Below are 14,250 nucleotides of genomic sequence, written 5' to 3'. Positions count from 1 at the left end.
GCCGCCTACCTCGCAACTTCGGGCGGGGGCGCTGGCGAACGCACTCTGACTAAGACCGGGGTCTCGGCGCTAGACGGTTCAGGACTGACGTGTAGTCCGGCACCTCCTTGAGCCTTTCTATGTAAGCGGTATGGGTCATGGAGACATCCGCGTGACCCAACATGGATGCGGCAGCCCCGTCTGTCAGTTCCTTGGCAAGAAGGGTCGCAACGGTACGTCTGAACGAGTGCGGGGTGATAGTCGCTGCGCCCTCCAGCTCCGACGCGTTTAGAGCAGCGCGAAACTGCCTCCTTAGGCTCGAGGCCTGCATGTATGTTCCGCGCCTGGACCAGAACAAGGCGCCTGGCATGTTGTTGGCCGGCGATTCCAGGCTTCTTCGGATGAGTACGTCGACAACAAACCGGGGTACGGGGATGATTCGGTCGCTGTCGTCATTCTTCAGGAACGCTTGCCGGTACTTGGGACCATGGCGTGGCTCCACGAGTGTTCCGGTGATTTTGATTCTTCCAACATCGCCTGAAAGGTCGATGTCTTCCAGTCGCAGCGCAAGGACTTCTCCGATCCGCACGCCGCTGCCTATCAGCACATCAACGACGTCTGCAAGCACTGTGCTCGGGCGGGGACCGGAATGACCGGGTCCTGCCCGCCAGTTCCTCACGGCGTCGCGGACATCCTGCAAAGTGGCTTCGCTCAAACCGACGGGTTTCTTTCGTGGCCTTTCAATTCGATCTACCTCCCGCACAGGATTTCCACCCACATACATGTCATGCCTGATGGCATAGGACATGATCTGCTGGAGTACCGTCTTTGCCAGCCGCGCATTCGTATGCCCCTTGCCACCCCCAACCAATGACTTTAGGAAGCTGTCGCAGGTGGAGGTGCTCATTTCATTGATCTTCAGCGCGCCGAGCGCGGGCTCAATGAGTCGGTATATGAGACCTTCGTATTGGTCCCAAGTCTGACGCCGGATTCCGCCCGTGCTGCCGGCCTCGACCATGTTGCCGTTGACGTCAACTACTACTTTGGGAACCTCGATACTGGCCAGCCACTTGTCTGCGACGACGCTCAGGGAAGGGTTGGCGACTACCCGGCCTGCGCGTTGCTGGCGCTCCCTCATGGACTCCAGCAGTGCGGTTTCTGCCTTGCCCTTGGTCGGACCGAATTTGCTGTATGTCCGCGTGACACCGTCCCAGCCACGAAATCTGCAGCTGGCCCGCCAGATCCCAGAAGTGTCGTCCTTCTTGGCGCGGACGGTACCCCACGTGCCAACCGGTAAGCTTGAACGCCCCATCAGCCAGCAGCCTTCGAGGTGGTACTTATCCAATTCTCGACGGCAGACCGGTTATAGCGCACCACGCCGTGCAGCTTCAGTGCCGTTGGCCCGATGCCGTCGGATCGCCAATTGCGGAGGGTCTTGGGAGCCACCTGCAACCAAGCGGCCACTTCTTCGGTGGTCAGGAGAGGCGCCGCGTTGCCCTGGTCCGTTGCCGGTCCCAGGGTCTTTTTGCTTGTCTGCATGCTTTTCCCTATGCAGTCGAGCCCGCGACGGGTGTCGTCCGCCTTTCCCAAAGCGTGTCGTAAGCGTGTCGTGCCCTGTCTTTGGCGCATGAAAAACCCCTCCGTTCGGGGCAAAATCGCCGGAACGGAGGGGTTTCTGGAGCCTCCTGTCGGATTCGAACCGACGACCCCCGCTTTACAAGAGCGGTGCTCTGGCCAACTGAGCTAAGGAGGCGCACCCCATGCGGGGCGTGCGCCGCAACGGCGCTAGATAAGGTTAGCCCAAGTCCGCCCGCTCGTAAAAACGCCGGCCAGGGCGAACCGCAGCAAAATAGAAAGGACCTGCTTCCGGAATCGCTCCGGAAGCAGGTCCTCTGCTTGGAAGGCTCTAGCCCTTCGCGGTGATCGCCGCCTGCAGGAAGTCAGGGAACGGGGTCTGCGCGCTGGCGCCCTTGCCCCACTGCTGGCCGTCCACGAATACCGTGGGCGTGCCTGTGACGCCGATGGCGGCGGCCTGCTTGGTTGTGAACTTCACGAACGGGCGGTAGGTCTTCTCGTCGATGCAGGTGCCAATGTTCTTGGCGCCGATGTCCGTGGCCATGGTCTTGAGCTTGTCGTCAGAAAGACCGGCGCTGCCTTCGGCAGGCTGATTGGCGAACAGCGAGTCCACAAACTCCGCGTACTTCTCCGGAGACTCATTCACAACACACGCGGCGGCATTGGCTGCACGGGAGGAGTAGTTCGTGGATGACCGGTTGTCCAGGAACCCGAGGGCCCGGTATTCCACCGTGATCTTGCCGTCGTTGCGCAGCGCCGTCAACTGCTCGTTGTACTGTGCCTCGAAGTTCTTGCAAACCGGGCAGATGAAGTCAACGTACAGGACCACCTTGACCGGATTTCCGGCCTCAGCTTCGGCACCGGGGGCAACCACTTCAGCCGGCGCGGTTTCCGGGGGCTCCCCCACGGAGGCCGCGTCAACGGTGGCTGCTTCCAGCTTCGCGACGTCGGTATTGGCCAGCAAGGTGATGCCACCGTTGACGTTTCCGTTGGCCGGCGTCGGGCCCTGGTCAGCGATCGGGGCGTTCTGCCGCATCGTTGTGGTCACCACCAGCCCCACCACCACAAGGATGGCCACCACGGCCACCACAATGCCCCAGCCGATCAGCAGCTTGTTGCGCTTGTCCTTCGTCAGCTGCACATCACGGATCAGGCGTGCCTTCTCGCGCGCCTCCGAGGTTCGCTCAGCCTTGGACTTACGTATTTCATTTGCGGGGCTCATGTGTTCCTTGGGTCGATCGACATACGGGGACCACTCTGTGGCGACTCCACCATTTTAGGGGACAAACCTGAGAGCTTGCGCTTTCAACTATTCCGCCCGAATAACCAACGGACGAATAGCCCCGAAGATTCCATCCTATTAAGGTGGCTTAAAGGCACAAGCAACCCCAGGGGGCCGCAATGCAAACACCCGTCCAAGAAAAACCAACAGCTGTACCTGCAACCGGCGCCGCCGCGAGCAGCCACAGCACAGTCACCATGTACGACTTTATGGTTGTGTCCAACAGGCTGCCCGTTGACCGCTGCGCGCCAGGTGAGAGCGGCGACGACGGCTCCGGCTGGCGCCGCTCCCCCGGCGGCCTGGTGACTGCCCTCGCACCCATGATGACCAAGACCGACGGCGCATGGGTGGGTTGGCACGGCGCCCCGGACGAAACCGTCGAGCCTTTCAGCCACGGCGGCATGGACCTGGTCCCCGTCCAGCTGAGCAACGACGACGTTGAGCTCTACTACGAGGGTTTCTCCAACGCCACCCTGTGGCCCCTATACCACGACGTCATCGCCCCGCCGGAGTTCCACAGAACCTGGTGGGACGCCTACCGCAGGGTCAACCAAAGGTTCGCCGACGCCGTCGTACGCCATGCCGGCCAGGGCGCCACCGTGTGGGTCCAGGACTACCAGCTGCAGCTGGTGCCGCGGCTGCTGCGCCAAGCGCGGCCGGACCTGCGGATCGGGTTCTTCAACCACATCCCCTTCCCCCCGCCGGAAATCTTCGCCCAGCTGCCGTGGCGGCATGCCATCATTGACGGCCTGATGGGTGCAGACCTCGTGGGCTTCCAGCGCCCCAGCGACGCCGGCAACTTCATGCGCTCCGCCCGGCGGTTCCTGGGCGCCAGCGTCAAGCAGCAGCAGGTGCACGTGAAGGGTAAGGACGGCGAAATCACGCACATCGCCAGGGCCCAGGCCTTCCCCATCTCCATCGACGTAGCCCAGATCAACGAACTGGCCCACAACCCTGCGATCATCGAGCGTGCACGCCAGATCCGCCAGGATCTCGGCAACCCCAAAACCATCCTCCTGGGCGTGGACCGGCTCGATTACACCAAGGGCATCCGGCACCGGCTCAAGGCCTTTGAGGAACTCCTGAACGAAGGCAAGCTGACGGTCGGCGACGCAACGCTGATCCAGGTTGCCAGCCCCAGCCGCGAACGGGTTGAGCAATACCGCCTCCTGCGCGAGGAAATCGAAGGTACCGTCGGCCACATCAACGGCACCTACGACACCATCGAGAACACCGCCGTCCGCTACCTGCACCACAGCTACCCCGTGGAGGAGATGGTGGCGCTGTACCTCGCCGCCGACGTCATGCTCGTGACCGCACTGCGGGACGGCATGAACCTCGTGGCCAAGGAATACGTCACTGCCCGCAAGGACAACGACGGCGCGCTGGTCCTCAGCGAGTTCGCCGGCGCCGCGGACCAGCTCAAGCAGGCGCTCCTGATGAACCCGCACGATATCGACGGTCTCAAGGACACCATCATGCGGGCCGTCGATTTGCCTCCCAAAGACGCCGCGCGCCGCATGCGGTCCATGCGCAAGCAGATCCTGGAACACGACGTCGACCATTGGTCAGCTGACTTCCTGGCCGCCCTGAACGAGAAAGTTGTGCGCGATGACTCCTGACGCCCGGCCCGCCAAGGGCCCGCTCACCTTGTCCCCTGAACTCCGGCAGGCCGCCCGGCGCATCGCCCAGACGGAACACCTGCTGGTGGCCATGGATTTCGACGGCACCATTTCCCCGCTGGTTGACCGCGCCGACGACGCCCGCCCGCTTCCGCGCTCGGCCGCCGCTTTCGCCGGGCTCGCCGCCCTTCCACGCACGACGACGGCACTCCTCTCAGGCAGGGCCCTCGCCAGCCTGCGCGCGGTCGCCTCGCCCCCGGTGGACACGTTGCTGATCGGCAGCCATGGCGCCGAGGCGTGGCTGGGCCCCGGCTCCGCGGAGCTGACGCTGGACGAGGCCCAGCGCCTGCTGCTGGCCGAAGTCCGAGGCGTCCTCGAGGAGATCGTTGAGCAGGCACCGGGCACGCTCCTCGAAGATAAGCCCGCGGGCGTCGTCCTGCATACCCGGCTGGCCACGGACGATGTTGCCGAGGACGCGGTGGCTGCGGCCCGTTCCGTTCTCCAGGACCGCAAGGGCGTTTTCCTGAAGAACGGGAAACGCGTCCTGGAAACATCGGTAGTCAACGCCTCCAAGGGCGAGGGCCTGACGTTCCTGCGCCAGATCACCGGGGCCACTGCGGTCCTCTTCGCCGGCGACGACGTCACGGACGAGGACGCCCTGGCACGCCTGGAATCCGGCGATGTGGGCGTCAAGGTGGGTCTGGACTTCACCCAGGCCGAGTTCCGGGTGGAAGCACCGGCCCACGTGGCCGAACTGCTCGAAGCGCTCCTGCAGGAACGGAGCCTGGTGGTGGCCGAAGAAGAGCCCGGCAGTGACTGAACCTCGGGGACATGTCCAACCTCACATGTGACCTCCGTAACATTTGCACCAATACGCCAATCGTCTGACATACTCTTGGTTGTGATGTGGCGCACAGGAACCGTGCGGCGTCACGTGATACTCCTCGGCTTCGGCCGGGGAGTACACGGCTGCAATGCCGTGGATAACTGAATTACATGAACCATTCACAACGGATCGTCCGGCACGTACCTGCCGGTGAAGGGATTGATAACTGTGGCTACAGTTACTTTTGATAACGCTACGCGTCTGTACCCGGGCACAGAGAAGCCCGCTGTTGACAAGCTCAACATCGAAATCGCCGATGGCGAATTTCTGGTCCTCGTAGGACCCTCCGGTTGCGGTAAGTCCACCTCCTTGCGCATGCTCGCAGGCCTTGAGGACGTCAACGCCGGCCGGATTCTTATTGGCGACCGCGATGTCACCGATGTTCCGCCGAAGGACCGCGACATCGCGATGGTTTTCCAGAACTACGCGCTGTACCCGCACATGACGGTTGCAGACAACATGGGCTTTGCGCTGAAGATCGCCGGCGTCTCCAAGGAAGAGCGCGCCGAGCGTGTCCGTGAGGCCGCCAAGCTTCTTGACCTCGAGCCGTACCTGGACCGCAAGCCGAAGGCACTCTCCGGTGGCCAGCGCCAGCGTGTTGCCATGGGCCGCGCCATCGTGCGTAACCCGCAGGTGTTCCTCATGGATGAGCCGCTTTCCAACCTGGACGCCAAGCTCCGTGTCCAGACGCGTACGCAGATCGCATCCCTGACCCGCCGCCTCGGCGTCACCACCGTTTACGTCACCCACGACCAGGTCGAGGCCATGACCATGGGTGACCGCGTGGCTGTGCTGAAGGACGGCCTGCTGATGCAGGTTGACACCCCGCGCAACCTCTACGACAAGCCCAAGAACGTCTTTGTTGCCGGCTTCATCGGCTCCCCGGCCATGAACCTGCTCGAACTGCCCGTGGTCGACGGCGGCGTTCAGTTCGGCGGAACGGTTTACCCCGTGCCGCGCAACATTCTCGAAGAGGCCCACGGCAGCACCGTCACCCTGGGCAGCCGCCCCGAGGACCTTGAGCAGGCCTCTCACGGTGAGGGTCTCCAGGTCGAGGTCGACGTTGTTGAAGAACTCGGTGCCGACGCCTACGTCTACGGCCACACGACGCTGGACGGCAAGGACCACGACATCGTGGCACGCGTCGACGGCCGCCGTCCCCCGCTGAAGGGCGACACCATCTACGTCCGTCCGCAGTCGGGCCACGTGCACCTGTTTGACACCAAGACCGGTCTGCGCCTGGGCGACTAGTCCCCACCGATGATCGAGCCTTTCGACATCTAACCGACGGCGGCCCTCCTGACTGGACGGGCCGCCGTCGGCGTTTAAGCCCGATGTTTAGGCCAGCCGCCCCTCTGTACGAAAGAATTGATCCATGACCGACGAAAACAGTGCACAGTGGCACGACGAGCCCACGGACTACGCGCAGGTCGGCAAACTGCCGCGCTTCGAGGCAGCGAGCGCCAAGGATGACAAGGTCCTTGCCGCTTCCAGCTCGCTGAACATCACGGCGGCGTCCGCGGATCCCGAACTCCTGGACCTACCCTGGCACATCGCCCTGGAGGACTGGCCGGCCGAGAACCTGGCAGCGCTCCCCCGCGGCATCTCGCGGCACATTGTGCGTTTCGCGCACCTGGGCGGCTCCGTCATCGCCATCAAGGAAACGTCCGAGCATGTGGCCCGCCACGAGTACCACATGCTCCGCAAGCTGGCCCGCCTGGACGTCCCGTGCGTTGTCCCGGTAGCAGTCATCACAGGCCGGACCACCCTGGATGGGCGGCCCTTGAACCCCGTCCTGGTCACCCGCCACCTGAAATTCTCCATGCCGTACCGGGCCCTGTTCTCGCAGATGCTGCGCAAGGACACACTGACCAGGCTCATCGATGCTCAGGCCCTGCTGATGGTGCGGCTGCACCTCATCGGCTTCTACTGGGGCGACGTCTCGCTCTCCAATACGCTCTTCCGCCGTGACGCGGGCGCGTTCGCCGCCTACCTGGTGGACGCCGAAACCGGCGAGCTGTATCCCGATCTTTCCACCGGCCAGCGCGAGTACGATCTCGAGATTGCCCGAGTCAACATCGCCGGCGAGCTGATGGACCTCCTGGACGGCGGCCTGATCGAGGAAAAGGTGGACCCGGTGGCCACCAGCGAACTCATCATGGAGAGCTACCGGCGCCTGTGGACGGAACTGACCGAGAAGGAATCCTTCGAGATCGGCGAACGCTGGCGCGTGGCCGCCCGGATCCGGAAGCTCAACGAGCTCGGGTTCGACGTCGAGGAATACGCCATCAAGACCACCCAGAACGGTTCCACCATCCAGCTCCAGCCCAAGGTGGTCGACGCCGGACACCACCAGCGCCGGCTGCTGCGGCTGACCGGACTGGACGCCCAGGAGAACCAGGCACGGCGCCTGCTCAATGACATGGACTCCTTCCGGGCGGACAACAACCCGGGGATGGACGAGGAATACAGCGCGCACCTGTGGGTCAGCCAGGTCTTCGAGCCGATCGTGCGTTCGATCCCCCGCGACCTGTCCCGCAAGCTGGAGCCGGCGGAGGCGGTCCACGAGGTGCTGGAGCACCGCTGGTACATGTCCGAGGAGCAGGCCCGCCACATTCCGCTCGCCGAGGCAGTGCAGTCCTACATCGAGTCCGTCCTGCGCCACCGCCGGGACGAAGCCGCCATCATGCTTAACCCGGATACTGCGATGCTGAAGATCCTCGAAGTGGAAACCGAGGAGTCCTCCCGCTATGGCGCCGACGAATCCATCGAAGAGTACCCTGACGTCGACGACTGACGCGGACCGGGAGCCGGTGCCGGGCCGCGGTGGCAGCACAACTGTGTTAACACACCCCCAACTAGGTAGCAGTAACTGTCGTTATGAGCGCTCAAAACGACAGTTACTGCTACCTAGTTTCGTGGCAGGTGGCGGCCTTTAGATAGCCTTGCCCGGGTTCAGGATGCCAGCCGGGTCAAAGAGTTCCTTGACCCTGCGCTGGAGCTCCCTGACGGGTTCCGCCTGCTCCAGGCCGAGCCAGCGCAGTTTGTACTGCCCGATCCCGTGCTCGCCGGTGATGGTCCCGCCCATTTCGAGCGCAGCCTCAATGGAGGCGTCCAGGGCAAAGTTCAGCCGGGCCATGGCGTCAGCGTCCACCGCACTGTCCTGGCGGTCGATCCAGAACGTGGGATGCAGGTTGCCGTCGCCCGCATGCGCCACCACCTTGAGGCTCACACCATGTGTTGCCGCGAGGTCTTCCAACGCCGCCACGTAATCCACCAGGCGTGAGCGCGGCACGGCCACGTCCTCGCCCACACGGTATTCGTCATCCACTTCCACGCCCCGGCTGTTCCGGCGGAGCTCCACGAGCTGCTCGGCTTCCGCCGTGGATTCCGTGCTCACCGTTGCCCCGCCGGCTGCTAGGACGGAACGCATGACGTCGGCCTCCGCCGCTGCCCCGAACCCGTCGGTCTGGATCAGGAGCAGCGAACGGCCGCGGGAGCTCAGGTCGGAGCCGTGGAGATCGTCCAGCTGGGCAAGCGTCCCGCCGTCGAGCAGTTCCATGATGGCCGGCTGCACGCGGGCCCGGCCCACCGCCAGGACGCCGGCAGCGGCCTGCCTGAAGTCCGGGTAGAACGCGGCGATGGTGTGCACGTCACGGGGCAGGTACTTGAGCCGGACGGTCGCCCCCACCACGATCCCCAGAGTGCCCTCAGAGCCCACAAACAGTCCCGTCAGGTCGTAGCCCGCTACGCCCTTGAATGTCTGGTGGCCGGTGTGGATCAGGGACCCGTCAGCCAGCACCACATCCAGCGCCAACACTGAGTCCCGGGTTACGCCGTACTTGGCGCAGCGCAGTCCCCCGGCATTCGTGGCAACGTTGCCGCCGATCGTGGAGGAACGGAAGCTCGCCGGATCCGGCGCGTACATCAGGCCATGCACTGCGGCGGCCTCGTTGAGGGCAGCGTTGACCACGCCGGGTTCGACGACGGCGGTCTCGTCGTCCGGGTTGAGGTCAAGAATGCGGTTCATCCGTTCCAAGGACAGGACTACGCAGTTCCTGCTCGCGTGCGCACCGCCGGACACGCCTGTTCCGGCTCCGCGGGCCACGACGGCGACGTTGAGGGCCGCACACAGCCTGACCACGGCCTGCACGTCCGCCACAGACCCGGCGAAGACCACCGCCTCGGGGAGCTGGAAATCCGTGATGGGGGCCTGGTCCACGGCATACCTCGCGAGCAACTCCTCTTCGGTACTGACCTGCCCTGACCCGAGGGCGCCCACCAGCTCTTCAACCAAGCTGCCCACGCAGCCTCCCGTTCCGTCGTCGTTGTCGTTCTTCCTCAGTCTAGGCGGGCCACGACGTCGCAAACTCGTCACAATCCCGGGCTGCTGCAAGCGTTTCCACAGATCAGACCCATTTCTCCTAGAACACCGAATTGCATCTGCAAATACATGCTGGAAGCGTTTCCATATCATGACGCTGCTCAACTAGGCTGATCAGCATGTCTGTTGATTCCATGATCACCACCGCAGCTCCGCTGGCAGGTCCGCTGACCCTCATCCACGATGCCGACAACGCCCCCGGCTGGTGGCGCTCCGCCGTCATCTACCAGGTGTACCCGCGGTCCTTCCGGGACCTCAACGGCGACGGCATCGGCGATCTCGCCGGGATTACCGCGGAACTGCCGCAACTGGCCGAGCTGGATGTGGACGCCGTCTGGCTGTCCCCCTTCTACAAATCCCCGCAGCGCGACGCCGGCTATGACGTCAGCGATTACTGCGACGTGGATCCGATCTTCGGCACCCTGCGTGACTTCGACGTCATGATTGCCGAGGCCAACCGGCTGGGGTTGCGGGTCATCGTGGACCTGGTTCCCAACCACTGCTCGGACCAGCACGTTGCTTTCCAGGCAGCCCTCGCCTCCCCGGCAGGGAGCCCGGAGCGCGACATGTTCATCTTCCGGGACGGGACGGGGCCTGAAGGCCACGAACCACCCAACAACTGGCAGTCCCATTTCGGCGGTCCGGCCTGGACCCGGGTCACGGGGCCGGACGGCCAGCCGGACCAGTGGTACCTGCACCTGTTTGATTCCTCCCAGCCGGACTTCAACTGGGACAACCCGGCCGTGCACGCCGAATTTGAGCGAGTGCTCCGTTTCTGGCTGGACCGCGGGGTCTCCGGCTTCCGGGTGGACGTCGCCCACGCTTTGGTCAAGGCCCCGGGCCTGCCCGCCTGGGGCGGCCGGGCCGACGGCGGCAGCTCGGACGGCTTCCCCGGTCATGAGGCTCCGATGTTCGGCCAGCCGGCCCTGCACGACATCTTCCGGGCCTGGCGCCTGATCCTGGACGGGTACGGGCCGGACCGCATTCTGTGTGCAGAAGCCAACGTTGACCCGCTCCCCCGCCTCGCCGACTGGGTCCGGTCCGATGAAATGCACCAGGCCTTCAACTTCCCCTACCTGCACGCCGGGCTGGACGTTTACCGGATGCGCAGTGTTATTACGGACTCGCTGACTGCCCTGGACGCAGTAGGAGCCACCAGCACCTGGGTGCTCTCCAACCACGACGTGGTCCGGCATTCCAGCCGCTTTGGTTACAACGGGTCCGGTCCGCGCGATGGCGACGGCATCGGTGCGGCCGATCCGCAGCCGGATACAGCCCTGGGCCGCCGGCGCGCAGCCGCCGCCTCCCTGTTTATGCTGGGACTGCCCGGCGCCGCCTACCTGTACCAGGGTGAGGAGCTTGGGCTGCCGGACGGCATCGATATTCCGGAGCACCTGCGGCAGGATCCCACGTTCGCACGCACCGGAGGGGCCCGGCTGGGCCGCGACGGCTGCCGGGTTCCCCTCCCGTGGCGCAGCACAGAACGGCACCTGGGCTTTGGCTCCGGCCAGGACCCCTGGCTTCCCTTGCCGGCGAGCTTCGCGGACCTGGCACGGGACGCACAGGCCGCATCGCCGTCGTCGCATCTTTCCCTGTACCGGAAAATGCTGGCGGTGCGCCGCGAACTGGGTTTGGGCCGCGGGTCACTGGCTTGGGCCGAGGACTGGTGCAGCGGTTCGTCACTGGCGTACCTGAACGGCGATACGCTGGTGCTCATGAACCTCAACCACGAACCCCTGGAGATGCCGGCAGGCAGCGTCCTCGTCCGCAGCGCCGGCTCTGACTCTGGCTCTGGCTCTGGCTCTGGCTCTGACGCAACCCACTTCCTGGCGTCCGGGGAAACGGTGTGGCTGCGGGTTGGCGGAGGCGACGCGGCATAGTGGGACTTGCGGGCATCAAGGACGTTGCCGACCGCGCCGGGCTGTCGATCGCCACTGTGTCGCGGGCGCTCAGCGGCAAGGCGAACGTGTCGGCCAAGAGCCGGCAGCTGGCAAAGGCGGCAGCCGACGAACTGGGCTTCGTCCCGTCATACCACGCGTCCAGCCTGGCCTCAGGCCGTAACCACAACGTGGGGCTGGTGGTCCCGTCCATCCACCGCTGGTACTTCTCGTCCGTGGTGGAGGGCGTGTCCGGCACCTTGCTCGACGCCGGCTACGACCTCACCCTGTACAACGTGGGCGACCGGCCGGAACGCCGGCACAGCGTCCTGAACGACTTCCTGGTCCGCAAGCGGCTGGATGCGGTCATCGCTGTGGCGCTGGTCCTGAGCGAGTCAGAAATCAAACAGCTCTTGGCAATCCACCGTCCGATCGTCGGCATCGGCGGTGCCCTGGCCGGTGCATCCACTATCAGGATTGATGACGCCCGCCTGGCCAGGACAGCCACCGAGCATCTCATCGGGCTGGGCCACACGCGTATCGCACACATCACCGGCGATGCCGAATTGAACCAGGACTTCAAACTCCCCGGGATACGCCGCGCCGGCTTTGAGGCAGCCATGGAGGCTGCGGGGCATGCTGTCCGCCCCGAATGGGTAGTGTTCGCGGACTTCACTATCCAGGGCGCCTACGTGTGTGCCCGTAATCTCCTGGCCTCCGCAGCCGGGCGGCCCACCGCGGTTTTTGCAGCCTCCGATGAGATGGCGATCGGGGCCATCCTCGCCGCCCGCGATTTCGGCCTGCGCGTGCCGCAGGATCTCTCCGTGATCGGCATGGACGGGCACGAACTGGGCGAGGTCTTTGGGCTGACCACCATCAACCAGGATGCGCGCGGCCAAGGCGCCCTGGCGGCGCGCATGCTGTTGGAAACGATCGACGCCGGCGCGAGGCGGCCTGCCAAGGGCACGCCACCGTCAGCAGCGGCCACCGACCGGGAGTACCCTACGGAGTTCCTCGTCCGGAACAGCACGGCCGTCCCGCCGGCCTGACCGTGCCCCTCAGTCCATTCTGAGCTGGGTCCGTCCCAAACTGCTATTCAGGGCCGGCCGTCAGGCCTAAGCTTCCCCGCCCATGAACCTCGCGAAACGGTCCAGCACCTTCGGCCAGCCGGCAGCATAGTCGGCGCGGGCTGCGGCAGGATCCTCCGCACCTTCCCAGCCGTTGTGGACCAGGCGCAGCTCGGTCCCGGATTCCACGGCCCTGAACGCGACTCGCAGCTCGGTGGACCAGATAGCGGTGGTCCCAGGATGCCAGGACGCGTGGAAGGAAAGCGGCGGCTGCCAGTCATCTATGGAACCCCAGACGGCGGTCCTGCCGTCGTCAGCTGTCTCCACGATGAGGTTCTCTTCAAACTCAACGTAAGATCCTGCGCCGTACACACCGTGTGAATCCAGCGGCCACCACAAGTGCGTGTGATCCGTGAAGCCGGCGAACGCCTGCGCCACCGGCCCCGGCACAGTGACAGTGCAGATGACAGGTTCAAGGTTCTCTGCGGGATCAACTGAAGCGGGGAGGGCGTCGTCCGCGTGGCTGAAAAGGTTCTCCATGGACGCCAACTCTACGCGGCTCCAGCATCCGCCACAGTCGACGCTCTCTCACTTCCCGCGGGTTTCCGGGCTCTTCACAGTTGAGGGTGTAATCGCTGGCTGGATGTTGGCTGGCGCGTCGGTCCCGGGGCAGCGATGCGCAACCGCAGCCGGAGGCCCGATCTTGTGACACCGTTCGCAGTGGACTTCTTCGCGTACCCGCTCAGATCGGTCAACGGCGCACCCGATAGCGCAGGTGAAGCACCCGGTTGCCCTGAATCACCACGTCGGGATCCTCCAACAGGTGCTGTGCGTGGACCGACCCGAAGTAGCGCTTGCCGGACCCGAACACGACGGGTACGACATCCATGCGCACCTCGTCGACCAGGCCCGCGGCAAGCACCTGGCCACCGACGTCGCCAGCGGCGACCTCGACGATGCGGTCACCCGCGAGCTCCTGCGCCTTGGCCACGGCTGCCTCGACGCCGTCGACGAAGTGCAACGGCGCCTCGGGGTCCCAGCCCTCGGGCTTCGGCCGGTGCGTCACGACGACCACGTGGTCGACCCCGCCCGGAGGCTTCCCGTCCCAGCCGGCCGTCATGTCGAAGACATGACGGCCGACGATTGTCGCCCCGATCTGGTCCCAGTACGGCCGGGTGCAGTCGTAGGACCTCTGCGACACCTTCAACTCGCCGCTCTCGTCCAACGGGACGTCACCGCTGGACAACCAGTCGAACAAGGGTCCGGGCTGGTCGTTCTCGTCCGCGATGAAGCCGTCCACCGACACCGAGCTGTACATGACCACCTTGCCCACGGGGCTCTCCTTTGCTTTGAGGTTGCCCCACATTAGCAAGTCGTGAGTTGTCGCTCTTGTAAGAATTCAATCGGCCTGCAGCGGCCAGCCGTCCAGCGCGTGGCCGGGATGTTCGCGCAGGAACCGCCGCCTGACTTCGATGTCCCGGGTCACCGTGTCCCGTGCCATGCTCTTGAGCCGACAAGTCGTGGTCAGATGAGGTCAGACGAAAGCCGTCGTAGGGGTTGCGTCAAGCACGTCGAGGT

12 protein-coding genes and 1 tRNA gene are annotated in these 14,250 nt (G+C 64.7%); 6 read left to right on the top strand and 7 right to left on the bottom strand.

Annotation, left to right across the window (positions count from 1 at the left end; translation table 11 throughout):
• Window positions 1–49: 49 nt before the first annotated feature.
• The 4 genes from ACX80X_RS11075 to ACX80X_RS11060 all read right to left on the bottom strand — a co-directional run bounded on the left by ACX80X_RS11075 (window position 50) and on the right by ACX80X_RS11060 (window position 2,776).
• Window positions 50–1,324, bottom strand: coding sequence for a tyrosine-type recombinase/integrase (locus ACX80X_RS11075; RefSeq protein ID WP_459312009.1), 1,275 nt, complete (start codon window positions 1,322–1,324; stop codon window positions 50–52).
• Entirely contained in the window at window positions 1,291–1,518 is a 228-nt protein-coding gene (locus ACX80X_RS11070) for a helix-turn-helix transcriptional regulator (RefSeq protein WP_459312007.1), read from the bottom strand. Before ACX80X_RS11070 ends, ACX80X_RS11075 begins: the two co-directional genes overlap by 34 nt.
• A 137-nt stretch (window positions 1,519–1,655) precedes the next feature.
• Window positions 1,656–1,732 (bottom strand) — tRNA-Thr (locus ACX80X_RS11065).
• Window positions 1,733–1,885: 153 nt separating this feature from the next.
• Complete coding sequence (locus ACX80X_RS11060; RefSeq protein ID WP_252603760.1) at window positions 1,886–2,776, bottom strand: DsbA family protein; 891 nt, start codon at window positions 2,774–2,776, stop codon at window positions 1,886–1,888.
• 179 nt (window positions 2,777–2,955) lie between these two features.
• On the opposite strand from ACX80X_RS11060, the gene ACX80X_RS11055 reads away from it, so the two are divergent.
• The 4 genes from ACX80X_RS11055 to ACX80X_RS11040 all read left to right on the top strand — a co-directional run bounded on the left by ACX80X_RS11055 (window position 2,956) and on the right by ACX80X_RS11040 (window position 8,141).
• Window positions 2,956–4,458, top strand: a complete 1,503-nt coding sequence (locus tag ACX80X_RS11055; protein ID WP_305884762.1) for an alpha,alpha-trehalose-phosphate synthase (UDP-forming) — start codon at window positions 2,956–2,958, stop codon at window positions 4,456–4,458.
• The gene (gene otsB, locus ACX80X_RS11050) at window positions 4,448–5,278 is read left to right on the top strand and encodes a trehalose-phosphatase (RefSeq protein WP_252603758.1); all 831 of its coding nucleotides are present in this window, start codon (window positions 4,448–4,450) and stop codon (window positions 5,276–5,278) included. The genes ACX80X_RS11055 and otsB overlap by 11 nt, the downstream gene beginning before the upstream one ends.
• A 234-nt stretch (window positions 5,279–5,512) precedes the next feature.
• Window positions 5,513–6,595: an ABC transporter ATP-binding protein gene (locus tag ACX80X_RS11045; RefSeq protein WP_056346563.1), complete on the top strand. Its 1,083-nt coding sequence runs from the start codon at window positions 5,513–5,515 to the stop codon at window positions 6,593–6,595.
• A 124-nt stretch (window positions 6,596–6,719) separates the two neighbouring features.
• Window positions 6,720–8,141, top strand: a complete 1,422-nt coding sequence (locus ACX80X_RS11040; RefSeq protein ID WP_141139534.1) for a DUF4032 domain-containing protein — start codon at window positions 6,720–6,722, stop codon at window positions 8,139–8,141.
• Between the two features lie 138 nt (window positions 8,142–8,279).
• On the opposite strand, the gene ACX80X_RS11035 is transcribed toward ACX80X_RS11040, so the two are convergent.
• Window positions 8,280–9,650 (bottom strand): FAD-binding oxidoreductase, encoded by a 1,371-nt coding sequence (locus ACX80X_RS11035; protein WP_459312004.1) that lies wholly within the window; start codon window positions 9,648–9,650, stop codon window positions 8,280–8,282.
• Between the two features lie 197 nt (window positions 9,651–9,847).
• Between ACX80X_RS11035 and ACX80X_RS11030 the strand changes: the two genes are divergently transcribed.
• Complete coding sequence (locus tag ACX80X_RS11030) at window positions 9,848–11,608, top strand: glycoside hydrolase family 13 protein (RefSeq protein ID WP_459312002.1); 1,761 nt, start codon at window positions 9,848–9,850, stop codon at window positions 11,606–11,608.
• Entirely contained in the window at window positions 11,608–12,654 is a 1,047-nt protein-coding gene (locus tag ACX80X_RS11025; RefSeq protein WP_252603924.1) for a LacI family DNA-binding transcriptional regulator, read from the top strand. The genes ACX80X_RS11030 and ACX80X_RS11025 overlap by 1 nt, the downstream gene beginning before the upstream one ends.
• Before the next feature lie 66 nt (window positions 12,655–12,720).
• Here ACX80X_RS11025 and ACX80X_RS11020 read toward each other — a convergent pair whose 3' ends face one another.
• Window positions 12,721–13,212 carry an SRPBCC domain-containing protein gene (locus ACX80X_RS11020; RefSeq protein WP_252603925.1) on the bottom strand — a complete coding sequence of 164 codons (492 nt, stop codon included), beginning with the start codon at window positions 13,210–13,212 and terminating at the stop codon, window positions 12,721–12,723.
• Window positions 13,213–13,423: 211 nt separating this feature from the next.
• On the bottom strand, window positions 13,424–14,005 hold the full coding sequence (locus ACX80X_RS11015) for a dihydrofolate reductase family protein (RefSeq protein WP_459312000.1): 582 nt from the start codon (window positions 14,003–14,005) through the stop codon (window positions 13,424–13,426).
• Between the last annotated feature and the right edge of the window lie 245 nt (window positions 14,006–14,250).

It is taken from the genome of Pseudarthrobacter sp. MDT3-1, from assembly GCF_054510755.1.
Note: the sequence above shows the minus strand (reverse complement) of the source record. Positions and strands in the feature narration are given on the sequence as shown.

Coding starts and splice junctions, on each gene's coding strand:
- ACX80X_RS11055 (WP_305884762.1), top strand. CDS start 2,956: ATGCAAACACCCGTCCAAGAAAAACCAACAGCTGTACCTGCAACCGGC.
- ACX80X_RS11040 (WP_141139534.1), top strand. CDS start 6,720: ATGACCGACGAAAACAGTGCACAGTGGCACGACGAGCCCACGGACTAC.
- ACX80X_RS11020 (WP_252603925.1), bottom strand. CDS start 13,212: ATGGAGAACCTTTTCAGCCACGCGGACGACGCCCTCCCCGCTTCAGTT.
- otsB (WP_252603758.1), top strand. CDS start 4,448: ATGACTCCTGACGCCCGGCCCGCCAAGGGCCCGCTCACCTTGTCCCCT.
- ACX80X_RS11060 (WP_252603760.1), bottom strand. CDS start 2,776: ATGAGCCCCGCAAATGAAATACGTAAGTCCAAGGCTGAGCGAACCTCG.
- ACX80X_RS11030 (WP_459312002.1), top strand. CDS start 9,848: ATGTCTGTTGATTCCATGATCACCACCGCAGCTCCGCTGGCAGGTCCG.
- ACX80X_RS11070 (WP_459312007.1), bottom strand. CDS start 1,518: ATGCAGACAAGCAAAAAGACCCTGGGACCGGCAACGGACCAGGGCAAC.